This window comes from Williamsia serinedens (assembly GCF_024171725.1).
Lineage (GTDB): Bacteria > Actinomycetota > Actinomycetes > Mycobacteriales > Mycobacteriaceae > Williamsia_A > Williamsia_A serinedens.
The window spans coordinates 176,611-192,042 of the sequence record NZ_JAMTCG010000001.1; the positions used below are offsets into that span (position 1 = coordinate 176,611).

Consider the following 15,432-nt stretch of genomic DNA (forward strand, 5'->3'; position numbering starts at 1 on the left):
GCGGCGTCAGATGTCGAGGCCGAGCAGCGCGTTCTCGAGCACCTCGGGCATCGCGGGGTGGATCCAGTACTGGCCGCGGGCCATCGTGTGCGCGTCGAGTCCGAACGACATCGCCTGGATGACCGGCTGGATCACCGTCGGCGCCTGCGGGCCGAGGATGTGGCACCCGACGATGCGACCGGTGCCGCGTTCGGCGATCACCTTGCACAGCCCGGTGGTGTCCTCCATCGCCCAGCCGTAGGCGACGTCGCCGTAGGCCTGCACCTTCACGGTGATGTCGATGCCCTGCTCGCGCGCCTGCGCCTCGGTCAGTCCGACCGCCGCGATCTGCGGGTGCGTGAACACCGCCGACGGCACCACGTCGTGGGGGAACGTGCCGAGATCGTCGGCGTCCCATCCGCGGTGCAGGTTCGTCTGCACGACACGGGCCTCGGCGTTGGCCACGTGCTTGAGCTGGTAGGGCGAGCTGACGTCGCCGAGCGTCCACACGTTCTCCGCGGCGGTGCGGCCGTGGCTGTCGCACTCGACGCGGCCGGCGTCGTCGAGTCCGACGCCGATGGTGTCGAGGGCGAGCCGGTCCCCGTTCGGCTGCCGGCCGGTCGCGACGAGGATGGCGTCGCCGGTCACCGACGACCCGTCGGAGAGCTCGACGATCACCTCACCCTCGTCGGCGAGACGGACCCGGCTGACCTCGACGCCGGTCCGGACGTCGTGGCGGCCGCGGGCTATCTCGGTGAACCGTTCGGCCACGTCCGAGTCGTGCGCGCGCAGCAGGTGGTCGCCGCGCACGACCATCGTGACGTGCGATCCCAGCGACCCGAAGACGTGCGCCATCTCGGCCGCGATGTACCCACCGCCGACGACGACGAGCCGTCCGGGGAACTGCGCGAGACGCATGATGTCGTCGTTGGTGTGGTAGCGCACACCGGATTCGGCGATGGCGGGCGGGATGACCGGTCGCGACCCGGCCGCGATCACCACACGTCGGGCCACGACCTCGGTCCCGTCGTCGGCTACGAGCCGGTACCCGTCGTCGGTCCGGCCGTCGAACCGGACGTGCGACCGCACGACGGTCACGTTGTCGCACCGGTCCTCGCGGTACTCGAGGCCGCCCTGCGAGATCGGGTCGATGCGACCGAACACGCGGGTGACGATGTCGCGCCAGCGCACGCCCTCGAGACGGGAGTCGACCCCGTAGCGCGACGACTCGGCGATCGTCGCCGCGACCTCACCGGCGTAGACGAACATCTTGGACGGGATGCAGCCGACGTTGAGGCAGGTGCCGCCGAAGGTGCCCTCGTCGGCGATCACCACCGACCAGTCGTCGAAGGACGGGTCGACGATCGAGTTGCCGCTGCCCGAGCCGATCACGGCGAGGTCGACGACGGTCATGGGGTGACTCCTGAGGGGTCGGATCCGGCGGCCGGTGCGTGCACCGATCGCCGTGCGGACAGGGTGGGTGTCGCCGCGGTGAGCCACCGCGACAGTTCGGCATAGGCGATGTCGCGGGCCGGGGTCCGCGAGAGGAAGACGTCATGGCGTGCGCCGGGGACCGGTACGACGGTGACGCGGTCGCCGAGGCATCCGCTCCACCGCGCGATCTGCTCGACGTCGAGGACGGCGTCGACGGTGTCGATCTCGGTGCGGTACGGGCCGCCGAGCAGCGACCGGTCCGAGCGCAGCACGAGCGACGGGACGCCGACGTCGAGCCCGCGGTGCAGCGTGGCGTGACCGCGGCGGACCGCCGAGAGGAACCCGAAGGTCACCGGGAACCCGCCGAGCGGCTTGAGATCGAGGTCGTACTCCCACTCGCCGTGCGCCGAGGCGTGCAGGCTCTCGCCGTACCCGCCCGGGAGTCGTTGCGGGAGTGGTCGGGTCGGGGCGATGCGCGCGAGGGCGTGGACGATCCAGGTGCCCCACGACCGCAGCGCCGGGGCGCCCTGCAGGTCGAACCAGGGGCTGTTGAGGACGAGACCCGTGACGCGTTCGTGCCGGACCGGATCGGTCCGGCGCAGACGGTCCAGCCACAGCGGCGTGATGATGCCGCCCGTCGAGTGCGCCGCGACGACGACGGCCGCCCCGCCCGTGACCTCGTCGACGATGTCGAGGGCCGCGTCCAGCTCGGCGTCGTAGGCGGCGAGATCGGTGATGTGGTGCGGGGTGTGGCCGGGCCGCCGCGACCGACCGCACTTGCGCAGGTCGAGGGCGAAGAAGTCGAACCCGGCGGCGGCGAAGGCCTCGGCGAGCGGGGCCTGGAAGAAGTAGTCGGTGAAGCCGTGGACGTAGAGCACCGCGGCGCGCGGGCCCTCGGGGACGGTGTCGGGGCGATGACGCACGAGCGTCGCGACGATCGGCGCCTCGCCGTCGGGGTCCGCGCCGAGGTCGATCGTGGTGCAGGTGAAGCCGTCGCCGAGGATGTCGGGAGACCACTCGGTCGCCGGCGCGGCGGTCGGGGTGCGGTCGCTGCGGGGCACGACGCCGACTCTAGACGCCGCGACGACGCGGACCGGCCGACCTGCGGCAGGACCGCGGGACGTGACCCATCCCACCTGCGGGATGGGCCACACGGTCTTTGGCCTGTGACGGGGGTCAGGTGGACAATGGGTCCACAACCGTCCCCGACCGGGGGCGGGAGCCGACCGCCTGGTGACGGCGCGGGATGACCGCGCCGGGCGCGGCGGTTGGACTCGACGACGCAGGGCGGCACGGCGAGGTGCCGTCATCGAGCGACAGGGGTATCCCATGGCCGGCTACACCGCAGACACGACGACCGACGTCGTCCTCATCGGGGCGGGCATCATGAGCGCGACGCTCGGGGCGCTCATCCGACAGCTGCAGCCCGACTGGTCGATCGCGGTGTACGAGCGCCTCGACGCCGCCGCCGCGGAGAGCAGTGACCCGTGGAACAACGCCGGCACCGGGCACTCCGCGCTGTGCGAGCTCAACTACACCCCGCAGAACTCCGACGGGGGCGTGGACATCGCCAAGGCCCTGACGATCAACGAGCAGTTCCAGGTCTCGCGCCAGTTCTGGGCGCACTCCATCGAGAAGGGGCTGCTGGACACCCCGGCGGAGTTCATCAACCCGATCCCGCACGTCAGCTTCTGCCACGGCGACGACGGCGTCGACTACCTCCGCAAGCGCTACGACGCGCTCGCCTCGCAGCCGCTGTTCGCCGACATGGAGTACATCGGTGACGACGCCGAGTTCGAGCGTCGCCTCCCGCTCATGTCCGCCGGTCGCGACTTCTCCGACCCGGTCGCGCTGAACTGGTACACCAACGGCACCGACGTCGACTTCGGTGCCCTCACCCAGAAGCTGCTGAACATCGTCGCCGAGGGCGGCACGGTCAACTTCGGCCATCAGGTGACCAACCTGTCGCAGCAGAAGGACAAGAGCTGGGTCGTGAAGGTCCAGAACCTGCGCACCAAGCGCAAGACCACCGTCCGCGCGAAGTTCGTCTTCGTCGGCGCCGGTGGCGGCGCGTTGCACCTGCTGCAGAAGTCGGGCATCCCCGAGGCCCGGCAGTTCGGCGGCTTCCCCGTCTCCGGGGCGTTCTTCCGGTGCACCAACCCCGACCTCGTCGACGAGCACAAGGCCAAGGTGTACGGCCGTGCCGCGGTCGGCGCGCCGCCCATGTCGGTGCCCCACCTCGACACCCGCGTGATCAACCACAAGCCGGGCCTGCTGTTCGGCCCCTACGCCGGGTGGTCGCCGAAGTTCCTCAAGGAGGGCAGCAACACCGACCTCCTCACGTCGGTGACACCGTTCAACGCCTTCCCGATGGCCAGCATCGCGCCCAAGGAGTTCGGCCTGCTGAAGTACCTCATCAGCGAACTCACCGCCGGACCGGCTGACCGCGTCGAGACGCTGCGGGAGTTCGTCCCCCGCGCCGTCGGGTCCGACTGGGAGCTCATCACCGCGGGCCAGCGCGTGCAGGTCATCCGCAAGAAGAGCGCGTTCAACGCCGACCTCGAGTTCGGCACCGCGGTGGTCAACTCGGCCGACGGCACGATCGCCGGCCTGCTCGGCGCGTCCCCGGGCGCGTCGACCGCGGTCCCGGCCATGCTCGACGTCCTCGAGAAGTGCTTCCCGTCGCAGTTCGACGCGTGGAAGCCGCGGCTGACCGACATGATCCCGTCGTTCGGGCGGAAGCTGAACACCGAGCCGGACCTGTTCCGTGAGGTGTTCGAGTGGAGCGGCCGGGTGCTCGGCCTCACCGACACCCCCGCCGACGACTCCGTCCGCGAGGGCGAGCGGGAGATGGCGGCACCCTCGGCCGTGTGACAGCCTTGGGACCCATGACCGCCACCGCGTCGCTGCACCGCAGTTGGGCCCTCGATCTCGACACGACCACGCTGTACAAGATCCTGAAGTTGCGGGTCGACGTGTTCGTCGTGGAGCAGTCGTGCCCGTACGCGGAGCTCGATGGCCGGGACCTGGCGCAGGACACCCGTCACCTGTGGCTCGAGGAGGACGGCCAGGTGGTCTGCACGCTGCGCCTGCTCGAGGAGCACGACGACGGCAAGTCGTTCCGCATCGGGCGGCTGTGCACCGAACGCGGGCACCGCGGGCAGGGGCACACCACCCGCCTGCTGCGCACGGCTCTGGCCGAGGTCGGATCGCACGCCTGCCGCATCGACGCGCAGACCTACCTGGTCGACATGTACGCCAAGCACGGGTTCGCCCCGGAGGGACCGGAGTACCTGCTCGACGGCATCCCCCACGTGCCGATGCGGCGCGGCGGCGGGGAGCCCTGGCAGCCGGCGTGACAGCGACCTCGACGACCGCTCCCGCCCAGCACGACCCGCCGATCGGCTTCCCGTTCAGCGCGGTCGTCGGACAGGACCAGCTCAAGCTCGCACTGATCCTGTGCGCCGTCGCGCCCGAGATCGGGGGCGTCCTCATCCGCGGGGAGAAGGGCACGGCGAAATCGACCGTGGTGCGGGCGCTCGCCCCACTGCTCCCGCGGGACGGGGGGACCGGTCGCCCGGGACGCATGGTCGACCTGCCGATCGGCGCCACCGACGACCGCGTCGTCGGGTCTCTCGACGTGCAGCGCATCCTCGCCGACGGCGAGACCGCGTTCACGCCCGGTCTCCTGGCCGACGCCGACGGCGGGGTGCTCTACATCGACGAGGTGAACCTCCTCGCCGACCACCTCGTGGACCTGCTGCTCGACGCGGCCGCGATGGGGCGGGTGACCGTCGAGCGCGACGCCGTCTCCCGGTCCTACCCGTCGCGGTTCGTGCTCGTCGGGACCATGAACCCGGAGGAGGGGGAGCTGCGCCCGCAGCTGCTCGACCGGTTCGGCCTCGCGGTCGCCGTCGCCGCCTCGCGGGATGTCGACGACCGGGTCGAGGTGGTCACCCGGCGCATGGACTTCGACGCCGACCCCGTCGCGTTCGCCGACCGGTGGCGCGACGCGGACGACGCTGTCGCCGAGGCCATCTCGCGTGCGCGCCGGGCCATCGCCGGGGTGAACACCCCGCGGGCCGAACTGCGCCGGATCGCCGGCGCGTGCACGGCCCTCGGCGTCGACGGGCTCCGCGCGGACATCGTCGTCGCCCGCACCGCGCGCGCCCACGCCGCGCTGCGCGGTGCGACCGAGGTCGACGCCGCCGACATCCGCGTCGCCCTCGAACTCGCCGCACCGCACCGGCGGCGCCGCGACCCGTTCGACGACGCCGACCTGTCCGACGAGGATCTCGAGGCCGCCCTGCAGGCCGGCGACGACGCCGCGCGGACGACGCCGCCCGACCCCCCGTCCGCGGTCGGCGGTGAGGGCACCGACGAGACCACCGACGGCGCACCGCGACCCCCGGGCACCGGCACCGGCGACGGTCCCGACGACGACGGTCCCGACGGGAACGGTCCCGGAGACGGTGGACCCGACGGCGACGGTCCCCGGGGCGGCGGTCCCGACGGGCCGGGTGCCGGCGCGCCCGACCACGGCGCGACCCCCGGCCCCACGGGCTCGGACGACGCGCAGCACACGGCCTCGCCGCAGGGAGCTTCGTCGCGCACGGGTCCGCTGCCCGTCGACACCGCATCGGCACCGTTGCGGCCCACCGTGTCCCGGTCGGTGCGGGCGGCCGGCGTCGGTGACGGCGATCCCGGTCGGCGGTCGGCGGCCTGGAGTCGACGCGGCGCGACGGTCGGTCACCGCGACTACGACGGCACCGGCGTGCACGTCACCGCGAGCATCCTGACCGCCGTCGGCGACCCCGCGACGCGCACGGGCCGCGTCGGCGGCGACCGACTGCGCCTGGCGCCGGCCCACCTGCGGTCGCCGCTGCGCATCGGCCGCGAGGGCAACCTCGTCGTGTTCTGCGTCGACCTGTCCGGGTCGATGACCGCGCGCCGCCGGCTCGACGCCGTCGGGACCGCGTGTGCCTCCCTGCTGCGGGACTCCTACCAGCGGCGCGACCGGGTCGCGGTCGTCGCCGCACGCGGCACCGGGGCCGAGGTCGTGGTCCCCCCGACACGGTCGGCCTTCATCGCCGGTCGCCGTCTGTCCGGGGCCCGCACCGGCGGTCGGACCCCGCTCGCCGAGGGGCTCCTGACGTCGCTGGGGGTGATCGACCGGGCGCGGCTCACGGACACCCGCCGTCGGCCGCTGCTCGTCGTCGTCACCGACGGCCGTGCGACCGCCGGTGCGGACGCGCCGCGACGAGCCGTCGACGCCGCGGGCCGGATCCGTACGCGCGGGGTCGACGCGGTCGTCCTGGACTGCGAGACCGGCGTCGTACGGCTCGGCATGGCCCGCACGCTGGCCACCCACCTCGACGCCACCTGGATGCCGCTGGCGGAGATCACCGGTGACGCCGTCACGGGTATCGTCCGCTCGGCCGCCTGAGCGGCAGGAGGAGGAGAGATGCCGCAGGGAGTCCCCGCGACCGTCCCCGACGACGGGCTCACCACACGCCAGCGCCGCAACACCGCGGTGCTCGCCGTCCACACCGGTGACGGCAAGGGCAAGTCGACCGCGGCGTTCGGGATGGCCATGCGGGCGTGGAACGCCGGGATGGACATCGGCGTCTTCCAGTTCGTCAAGAACGCGAAGTGGAAGGTGGGGGAGGAGACCGCGATGCGCGCCCTCGGCGACCTGCACACCACGACGGGTACGGGCGGTCCCGTCGAGTGGCAGAAGATGGGATCCGGCTGGTCGTGGATCCGTCGCGACGACGGCGCCGAGGCCGACCACGCCGAGCAGGCCCGCGCCGGCTGGACCGAGATCGCGCGCCGCATCGCGCAGGAACGCCACGACTTCTACGTGCTCGACGAGTTCACCTACCCGCTGGGGTGGGGTTGGATCGACGTCGACGAGGTGCTCGACGTGCTCGCGAACCGCCCCGGCAAGCAGCACGTCGTCATCACCGGCCGCCGAGCCCCGGCGGCGCTCGTCGAGGCCGCCGACCTCGTGACCGAGATGACCAAGACCAAGCACCCCATGGACGCCGGCCGCAAGGGGCAGAGGGGGATCGAGTGGTGACCCCCACTCCCGCGATCGTCATCGCCGCACCCGCGTCGGGGAGCGGGAAGACCACCGTCGCAACCGGTCTCATCGGTGCGCTCGCCGCGGCCGGACACCGTGTGGCGCCGTTCAAGGTCGGGCCCGACTTCATCGACCCCGGCTACCACGCCGTCGCCGCGCACCGCCCCGGACGCAACCTGGACCCGAACCTCGTCGGTGCGGATCGTGTCCCCGCGCTGTTCGCCGCCGGCTGTGCCGACGCCGACATCGCCGTCGTCGAGGGCGTGATGGGCCTGTTCGACGGGCGCATCACCGACGAGCCCGAGGGGCCGGACGACATCGCCCACGGATCCACCGCGCACGTGGCCGCCCTGCTCGGCGCCCCGGTCGTCGTCGTGATCGACGCCGCGGGGCACGGCCAGACGCTCGCCGCGATCCTGCACGGGCTCCGCGGTTTCGATCCCCGCGTCGACATCTGCGGCGTGATCCTCAACCGTGTCGGGTCCCCGCGTCACGAGCAGGTGCTGCGCGCCGCCTGCGACCGCGTCGGACTGCCGGTGTTCGCGGTGCTGCGTCGCGCCCCCGAACTCGCGGTCCCCTCACGGCATCTCGGTCTCATCCCGGCCGTGGAGCACGGTCACGCCGCGCGGGTCGCGGTCGACGCGATGGCCGGACTGCTCACCGCGTCGGCCGATCTCCCCGCGATCGTGGCGGCCGCCCGAGGACGCCGGATGCCCGACGCGACACCGTGGTCCGCCGCCGACGAGATCGCCGACGCACGGACGCGATCGGGTCTGACGGCACCCGACCGCCCGGTGACCGTCGCCGTCGCCGGGGGAGCGGCGTTCACCTTCGGCTACGCCGAACACGCCGAGCTGCTCGCCGCGGCGGGCGCGCAGGTGCACACCGTCGACCCGCTGCGCGACGCGGACCTCCCGGCCGACACCTCGGCCCTCGTTGTCGGGGGTGGGTTCCCCGAGGAACACGTCCACGAGCTGGCCGCGAACCACGGGCTGCTCGACGCCGTGCGCGGCCACGCCCGCGCGGGACGGCCGATCGCCGCCGAGTGCGCGGGTCTGCTGTACCTCGCCCGCGACCTCGACGGGCACCGGATGGCCGACGTCGTCCCCGTCTCCGGGCACTTCGGGCCGTCGCTGACGTTGGGGTACCGCGACGCCGTCGCGCCCACCGATTCGGTGCTGCACACCGTCGGCGACCGCGTCACCGGCCACGAGTTCCACCGCAGCACCGTCACCGCCGTCGGGGACGCCACTCCGGCGTGGCGGTGGCGTCGCGGGGACGTCGCCGTGGCCGACGGTGTGGTCGCCGGGTCGGTGCACGCGTCGTACCTGCACACACATCCGGCGGGCGTCCCCGGGTCGATCGCGCGCCTCGTCGACCGTGCGGCCGCCGCGCTGCCCGCGGGGGTCGCCCGATGACCCCGCGCGACCCGGTCACCGGGCCGCGCGGCGGCGACGCGCACTACCTCGTCGGTCTCGACCTGCGCGGCCGCCGGGTCGTCCTCATCGGGGGCGGCTCGGTGGTGTCCCGACGACTGGGCACGCTGGTGGCCGCCGGCGCCGACGTCCACGTGATCGCGCTGGAGACGACGCCCACCGTCGAGTCGTTCCCCGGGATCACCGTCGAGACCCGCGCCTACCGGCACGGTGACCTCGAGGGGGCCTGGTACGCGCTGGCCTGCACCGACGACCCCGACGTCAACGCGGCGGTGGTCGCCGAGGCGGAGGAACGGCACATCTTCTGCGTCCGCGCCGACGATGCGAGTCGGGGGTCGGCGGCCACGCCGGCGACCGTCCACCACGCGCAGCTGACCGTCGGGGTGCTGGCCTCCGGCGACCACCGGCGGTCGGCCCGGATCCGCGGTGAGATCGCCGACGCCCTGCTCGACGGGACACTGGGCACCCCGAGCCGCGGGTCGCACCCCGCCGGGGTCGCCCTCGTCGGCGGCGGACCCGGCGACCCGGATCTCATCACCGTCCGCGGACGACGCCTGCTGGCCGCGGCCGACGTCGTCGTCGCCGACCGTCTCGCGCCGCCGGCCCTGCTCGCCGAACTCGCCCCGTGGGTGCAGGTCATCGACGCGGCCAAGGTGCCCTACGGCCGGGCGATGAAGCAGGAGGCCATCAACGCCGCGCTGGTCGAGCACGCGTCGGCGGGCAAGTTCGTCGTGCGACTCAAGGGCGGCGACCCGTACGTCTACGGCCGCGGGTACGAGGAGGTCGTCGCCTGCGTCGAGGCGGGGGTGCCGGTCACCGTCGTGCCGGGCATCTCGAGCCCCATCGCCGCACCCGCGGCCGCGGGCATCCCTGTCACGCACCGCGGTGTCGCGCACGAGATCGTCATCGTCTCCGGACACATCCCGCCCGACCACCCCGACTCCCTCGTCGACTGGGACGCCCTCGGTCGGCTGCGCGGGACCGTCGTGCTGATGATGGCGGTCGAGCGACTCGACGTCTTCGCCGACGCGCTGATGGCCGGCGGCCGGGACGCGTCCACCCCGGTCTCGGTGATCGAGAACGGCTCGATGCCCGGGCAGCGGCGCCTCACCAGCGACCTCGCCTCGGTCGGGGCCGACGCCCGCGCCGCGGGGGTGCGACCCCCGGCGATCGTGGTCGTCGGCGAGGTCGCGGCGTTCGACGCGCTGACCGGTTCGCTGGGCCGCGTCTCGTCGTGACCCGTGAGACCGCCCACGTGGGCTCGTCGGCGATTACGCCCCGGCGTGCGGCGTTCGGTAGCGTCGGGAACCGTGTCCACCCTCTCCCCGACGTCAGCGGCCGACGGCGGCGCGACACGCGTCTTCGGGTGGCCCATCGTGGTCCTCGGCGGGATGCAGCTGCTCGTCGTGCTCGACGGCACGGTCGCCGCGCTCGCGCTGCCCCGCATCCGTGACGCCCTGGACCTCACCGAGTCGGGCGCGAATTGGATCATCACGGCCTATGTGATCGCCTTCGGCGGGCTCATGCTCCTCGGTGGTCGGCTCGGGGACACCTTCGGTCGCAAACGCATGTTCATCGGGGGTGTCGCCGCCTTCACGCTGACGTCCCTGCTCTGCGGACTGGCGTGGGACGAGCCGAGCCTGGTGATCGGCCGTGCGCTGCAGGGTGCCGCCGCCGCTGTCGCCGCGCCGACGGCCATGGCCCTGGTGACCACCACCTACGCGCCCGGTCAGCCACGCAGTCGCGCCTTCGCGGTGTGGGCCGCGATGAGCGCGGTGGGGTCGGTCGCCGGACTCATCGCCGGCGGTGCGCTCACCGAGATCTCCTGGCGTCTGGTCTTCCTCATCAACGTCCCGATCGGCGTGCTCATCGTGCTCGGCGCCGTCGCGGTGCTCGGGGAGTCCCAGGGCGAGCGCCTGCCGCTCGACGTGCCCGGTGCCGTCTCGGCCACGCTCGGCGCCTCGCTGCTCGTGTTCGCCGTCAACGAGGGTCCCGGCGGGTGGGGTCGGCCCGTCGTGTGGATCCCGGGGCTGCTCGCGGTGATCGCCTGGATCACCTTCGTCGTCGTCGAGCGTCGTGCCCGGCACCCGATCATCCCGTTCAGCCTCTTCCGCAGCGTCAGCCGCGTGGCCGCGCTCGCGTCGATCCTGCTCGCGGGCGCCATCCTCATGTGCATGGCGGTGTACATCGCGCTGTTCCTGCAGGGGATCATCGAGTACTCGCCGCTGCAGAGCGGACTGGCCGTGGTGCCGTTCGCGTTCGGGCTGGGGTTCGCCGCCCTCGTCGCGTCGAAGGCCGCGCTGTGGATCCAGTGTCGCTGGCTGGTCATGGTGGGCGGCGTCTGCATCATCGCCGGCTGCCTCTGGGCGGCACACATCGCGACGGCGTCACCGTCCTACTTCCCGGCCATCTTCATCCCGGTGATCGTCATCGGGTTCGGCGTGGGCGCCGCGTCGGTCCCGCTCACCCTGGGTGCGGTCGCGGGGGTCGGCGCGAACGAGGTCGGACCCATCACCGCGATGGTGCAGGTCGCCCAGAACCTCGGCGGCGGCATCGGACTGGTCATCGTCGGGGCGTTCGTCACCTCGCGCACGCTGTCGCTCGGGGGTGTGACCGGGCCCGTCGAGGACATGACCCCGCCCCAGCTCGACGCCCTCGCCAGCGGCTACGGCCTGGCGTTCCTCTGCGCCGCCGGGATCGCCGTCGTCACCGGCGTCGTCGTGTTCTTCATGCGCTTCACCCCGCAGGAGGTCGCCGAGGGTCAGCTCGCGACCAAGGCCGCCAACGAGGGCGACGCGGCCGAGCAGCCCGTCAGCTCGTGACGACCGTCAGCGCCGTGGGGGAGTCGACCTCCACACGCTGACCACCGTCGGCGATCACCGCCGCGAGACCCTCGACGTCGCGCACCGTACGTCGGGTCGTCACCAGGCTCCGCGCGACGAGCCCCTTGTGATGCTTGTTGAAGTGGCTCACCACCGACCGCGACCCGTCGGGGGCCTCGTGCACGACGTCGACGCGGACCGCGTCGCGGATCGGGCCCAGCGCGCGGTAGCCGCCGGAACGGAGATCCACGACCACCTCGTCGTCGAGGGCCGCGAGTGTCGGTGTCAGGACCGGCTTCCACCGCGACGCCAACGTCCCCATCCCCGCCAGCTTCGACCCCGCCGACAGGCGGTACGCCGGGATCGGGTCGTCGGCGCGCACCACCCCGAACAGGGCCGAGCCGACGGCCAACCGCTCGGACGCCTTGCGCCTGCCCGCCCGGGTCAACCCGCGGTGGTCCAGCGCGTCGTAGAGGACACCGGTGTAGCGCTCGATCGCCGGACGGGTCGGGGAGGCGAACAGCGCGGCGTTGCGCTCGATCTCGTCGAGCTGCGACCGCCCGATCCCCAACGCGGCGACGCTCGCCTCGACGTCGCCGGCCAGCGCGACGAGCGCGTCGGCGATCTCCCGACGGACCTCGGTCAGCTCCGGGAACGACAGCGCGTCGAGGTCGAGGGGCGCCCCGGAACCGCCGTCGGACTTGGTCTCGGAGGGCGGCAACACGATGAGCACGAGGGCACACGCTAACAACCCGGCCGCCCGGCGCCGTCGGCTGCGGTGTCGGGCGGACCCCGTCGTCGCACTAGGCTGGCCGATCGTGATCACCCGCATGTCGAGCCTGTTCCTGCGCACCCTGCGCGACGACCCCGCCGACGCCGAGGTCCCCAGCCACAAGCTCCTCGTGCGCGCCGGCTACGTGCGCCGCGTGGCGCCGGGAGTCTACAGCTGGCTGCCGCTGGGACTGCGCGTGCTGCGCCGCGTCGAACAGATCGTCCGCGAGGAGATGGACGCCATCGGCGGGCAGGAGATCCTGCTGCCCGCCCTGCTGCCCAAGGAGGCCTACGAGGCCACCGGACGCTGGACCGACTACGGCCCGAACATGTTCCGGCTGACCGACCGCAAGGGCGTGCAGATGGGACTCGGTCCCACGCACGAGGAGTTCTTCGCGCAGCTGGTGAAGAGCGAGTACTCGTCCTACAAGGACCTGCCGGTCACGCTGTACCAGATCCAGACGAAGTACCGCGACGAGGAACGCCCCCGCGCCGGCATCCTGCGCGGCCGCGAGTTCGTCATGAAGGACTCCTACAGCTTCGACCTCGACGACGCCGGGGCGAAGGCGTCCTACGCGGCGCACCGCGAGGCCTACCAACGGATCTTCGGCCGCCTCGGCGTCCGGTACGTCATCGTCGCCGCGACGTCGGGAGCCATGGGCGGCAGCGCCTCCGAGGAGTTCCTCGCCGAGAGCGAGGTCGGCGAGGACACGTTCGTGCGGTGCCCCGACTCCGGCTACGCCGCCAACGTCGAGGCCGTGGTCACCCCGGCGCCCCCGGCACGCCCGGTCGACGGCCTGCCCGAGGCCGTCGTCCACGACACCGAGAACACACCCACCATCGCGACCCTGGTCGACTGGGCCAACGAAGCGCTCGACCGCACGGTGACCGCCGCGGACACCCTCAAGAACGTCATGGTGAAGGTCACCGCGCCCGGCGGCACACCGGAGATCGTGGGCATCGGTGTCCCGGGTGACCGCGAGGTCGACATGAAGCGCCTCGAGGCGTCGTTCGAGCCCGGCACTGTCGACCTGCTCGAGGAGTCGGACTTCGCCGCCAACCCGTTCCTGGTGAAGGGCTACATCGGTCCGCGTGGTCTGCAGGCCAACGGGGTGCGCTACCTCGTCGACCCCCGTGTCGTCGACGGCACCGCGTGGATCACCGGCGCCGACGAGCCCGGCAAGCACGTGGTCGACCTCGTGGCCGGCCGCGACTTCACCCCCGACGGCACCGTCGAGGCCGCCGAGGTGCGCGACGGCGACGCCTCTCCCGACGGCATGGGCACGCTCGTCAGCGCGCGTGGCATCGAGATCGGGCACATCTTCGCGCTCGGCCAGAAGTACACGGACGCGTTCGAGGTCGACGTCCTCGGCGAGAACGGTGCCCCGGTCCGCCTCATCCAGGGGTCCTACGGCATCGGTGTGTCGCGCATGGTCGCGGTCGTCGCCGAGCAGACCCATGACGAGAAGGGTCTGTGCTGGCCCGCGGCGATCGCGCCCTTCGACGTGCATGTCGTCATCGCGAACACCAAGGACACCACCCTGGTCGACGGCGCACAGCAGGTCGCCGCCGCCCTCGAGGCGGCGGGCCGCAGCGTCCTGCTCGACGACCGGAAGGCCTCGCCCGGGGTGAAGTTCAAGGACGCCGAGCTCATCGGCGTCCCGCTGATCGTCGTCGTCGGACGTGGCTGGGCGAACGGTCTCGTCGAGGTCCGTCGACGTGCCTCCGGCGAGGTCACCGAGGTCGGTGTCGACGATCTCGTCGCGGGTCTCGACGCCTAGCCGCGGTCAGGACGCGGTGCCCGGGAGCGCCACCGTCGACGGTGACACCTGCAGCACCAGACGCCAGCGCGCGGCGCGCACCGCCGCGGCCGACAGCGCGTCCACCCCGACCCGCCGGACGGCGTCGGAATCGGCCTTCTCGAGCAGCACCCGGTAGGCGCGGGTGCAGTCCTCCTCCGCGGCGAGCATCGCACGGACGGCGGAGACGGGATCGCTGACGGCGACGGGCAGCACGTACCCGACGGCGGCCTCGGGCGGTGTCGCTCCGGCGGAGGTCATGAGCCGGGCGAGCTCGTCGCGGCGTGCACGGTGATCGGCGGTGTACTCGTCGACGGTGTCGCGCCGGGTCGTCGCCGCGTAGGCCACCGCGATGCCGTAGGCGAAGATCGCGGCGTTCTCCGTGTCGACGGCGGTGCCCAGGGCGTCGGTGGAGGAACTCATCCGAGCTGCACCTCCACCAGCGTCGTCAACGACGCCGCGATCGACCCCAGCAGACCCGCGCGGTACCCGTCGGAGGTCACCGCGAGATCCGCCGACGCCGTGCGGGCACCGGAGAGTCGGCCCCGCAGTGCGTCGACGGTCGCCACCACCGGGGCCGCCGGGCCGGACGGGGTGACCGAGGAGGGCGGAGACGCGCTCGGCACGAGGTCGGCGGACAGCCGGCTGACCTCGTCGGTCAGCGACCGGGCGTGGACGTCGCGCTCGTCGGCGATCACCCGGAGGGCGGCGGCGCGGTCCGGGGTCTGCACGGCCAGCGCGCGGGCGGCGACCGCGTCCTCGCCGGCGGCGCGGGCGAGCGGCGCCAGCTGCTGCGCGGTCCGGGTCGCCGCGTCGGGGCCGGAGGACGTCGAGCATCCGGCGAACACCGCGCCGGTCCCGACCACCCCGAGGACCGCGGCGCCGCGGACGAGCGCCTGGCGTCGGGTCAACGCCGACGACACGGGCGGGGAGAGGGAGGTCACGTCGGACGTCGTGCGCGGGGCCACGGTCGACCATCGTGCCAGGTGCCCGGGCGGAGTCGCGCACAGCCGCGGCCGTGTCCCGTCGTCCTGCGGCCGGCGGCGATCGCGGGCGGTCAAAGGCGGCCCTCGGAGCGGGTAAACTCCGTCGGGCGCATCACCTCC

General features: G+C 73.0%; 13 protein-coding genes. 8 read left to right on the top strand and 5 right to left on the bottom strand.

Annotation, left to right across the window (positions count from 1 at the left end; genetic code table 11):
- Positions 1 to 6: 6 nt before the first annotated feature.
- Both LX12_RS00795 and LX12_RS00800 read right to left on the bottom strand, forming a co-directional pair.
- Positions 7 to 1,392, bottom strand: coding sequence for a mycothione reductase (locus tag LX12_RS00795; RefSeq protein ID WP_253652608.1), 1,386 nt, complete (start codon positions 1,390 to 1,392; stop codon positions 7 to 9).
- A complete protein-coding gene (locus LX12_RS00800; protein ID WP_372504889.1) occupies positions 1,389 to 2,474 on the bottom strand; it encodes an alpha/beta hydrolase in 1,086 nt (361 codons plus the stop codon). The genes LX12_RS00795 and LX12_RS00800 overlap by 4 nt, the downstream gene beginning before the upstream one ends.
- A 268-nt stretch (positions 2,475 to 2,742) precedes the next feature.
- Between LX12_RS00800 and mqo the strand changes: the two genes are divergently transcribed.
- The 7 genes from mqo (at position 2,743) to LX12_RS00835 (ending at position 11,756) form a co-directional block, all read left to right on the top strand.
- Positions 2,743 to 4,287, top strand: a complete 1,545-nt coding sequence (gene mqo / locus LX12_RS00805; RefSeq protein WP_253652609.1) for a malate dehydrogenase (quinone) — start codon at positions 2,743 to 2,745, stop codon at positions 4,285 to 4,287.
- A 14-nt stretch (positions 4,288 to 4,301) separates the two neighbouring features.
- Positions 4,302 to 4,772, top strand: coding sequence for a GNAT family N-acetyltransferase (locus tag LX12_RS00810; protein WP_253652610.1), 471 nt, complete (start codon positions 4,302 to 4,304; stop codon positions 4,770 to 4,772).
- The gene (locus LX12_RS00815) at positions 4,769 to 6,859 is read left to right on the top strand and encodes a VWA domain-containing protein (RefSeq protein ID WP_253652611.1); all 2,091 of its coding nucleotides are present in this window, start codon (positions 4,769 to 4,771) and stop codon (positions 6,857 to 6,859) included. The genes LX12_RS00810 and LX12_RS00815 overlap by 4 nt, the downstream gene beginning before the upstream one ends.
- A gap of 18 nt (positions 6,860 to 6,877) precedes the next feature.
- Complete coding sequence (cobO, locus tag LX12_RS00820; RefSeq protein ID WP_253652612.1) at positions 6,878 to 7,495, top strand: cob(I)yrinic acid a,c-diamide adenosyltransferase; 618 nt, start codon at positions 6,878 to 6,880, stop codon at positions 7,493 to 7,495.
- Positions 7,492 to 8,916 (top strand): cobyrinic acid a,c-diamide synthase CobB, encoded by a 1,425-nt coding sequence (locus LX12_RS00825; RefSeq protein ID WP_253652613.1) that lies wholly within the window; start codon positions 7,492 to 7,494, stop codon positions 8,914 to 8,916. The genes cobO and LX12_RS00825 overlap by 4 nt, the downstream gene beginning before the upstream one ends.
- Positions 8,913 to 10,172 (top strand): uroporphyrinogen-III C-methyltransferase, encoded by a 1,260-nt coding sequence (gene cobA / locus LX12_RS00830; RefSeq protein WP_253652614.1) that lies wholly within the window; start codon positions 8,913 to 8,915, stop codon positions 10,170 to 10,172. Before LX12_RS00825 ends, cobA begins: the two co-directional genes overlap by 4 nt.
- A gap of 153 nt (positions 10,173 to 10,325) precedes the next feature.
- Positions 10,326 to 11,756, top strand: a complete 1,431-nt coding sequence (locus LX12_RS00835; protein ID WP_253653126.1) for an MFS transporter — start codon at positions 10,326 to 10,328, stop codon at positions 11,754 to 11,756.
- Here LX12_RS00835 and yaaA read toward each other — a convergent pair.
- Positions 11,746 to 12,489, bottom strand: coding sequence for a peroxide stress protein YaaA (gene yaaA / locus LX12_RS00840; protein ID WP_253652615.1), 744 nt, complete (start codon positions 12,487 to 12,489; stop codon positions 11,746 to 11,748). The two genes, LX12_RS00835 and yaaA, sit on opposite strands and share 11 nt — an antisense overlap.
- Before the next feature lie 97 nt (positions 12,490 to 12,586).
- Between yaaA and LX12_RS00845 the strand changes: the two genes are divergently transcribed.
- Positions 12,587 to 14,308, top strand: a complete 1,722-nt coding sequence (locus LX12_RS00845) for a proline--tRNA ligase (RefSeq protein ID WP_253653127.1) — start codon at positions 12,587 to 12,589, stop codon at positions 14,306 to 14,308.
- Between the two features lie 6 nt (positions 14,309 to 14,314).
- Here the strand turns inward: LX12_RS00845 and LX12_RS00850 are convergent, their stop codons facing one another.
- Positions 14,315 to 14,749, bottom strand: coding sequence for a ferritin-like domain-containing protein (locus tag LX12_RS00850; RefSeq protein WP_253652616.1), 435 nt, complete (start codon positions 14,747 to 14,749; stop codon positions 14,315 to 14,317).
- A complete protein-coding gene (locus tag LX12_RS00855) occupies positions 14,746 to 15,294 on the bottom strand; it encodes a hypothetical protein (RefSeq protein WP_253652617.1) in 549 nt (182 codons plus the stop codon). Before LX12_RS00855 ends, LX12_RS00850 begins: the two co-directional genes overlap by 4 nt.
- Between the last annotated feature and the right edge of the window lie 138 nt (positions 15,295 to 15,432).

Coding starts and splice junctions, on each gene's coding strand:
- LX12_RS00795 (WP_253652608.1), bottom strand. CDS start 1,392: ATGACCGTCGTCGACCTCGCCGTGATCGGCTCGGGCAGCGGCAACTCG.
- mqo (WP_253652609.1), top strand. CDS start 2,743: ATGGCCGGCTACACCGCAGACACGACGACCGACGTCGTCCTCATCGGG.
- LX12_RS00810 (WP_253652610.1), top strand. CDS start 4,302: ATGACCGCCACCGCGTCGCTGCACCGCAGTTGGGCCCTCGATCTCGAC.
- cobO (WP_253652612.1), top strand. CDS start 6,878: ATGCCGCAGGGAGTCCCCGCGACCGTCCCCGACGACGGGCTCACCACA.
- cobA (WP_253652614.1), top strand. CDS start 8,913: ATGACCCCGCGCGACCCGGTCACCGGGCCGCGCGGCGGCGACGCGCAC.
- LX12_RS00835 (WP_253653126.1), top strand. CDS start 10,326: ATGCAGCTGCTCGTCGTGCTCGACGGCACGGTCGCCGCGCTCGCGCTG.
- LX12_RS00845 (WP_253653127.1), top strand. CDS start 12,587: ATGTCGAGCCTGTTCCTGCGCACCCTGCGCGACGACCCCGCCGACGCC.
- LX12_RS00850 (WP_253652616.1), bottom strand. CDS start 14,749: ATGAGTTCCTCCACCGACGCCCTGGGCACCGCCGTCGACACGGAGAAC.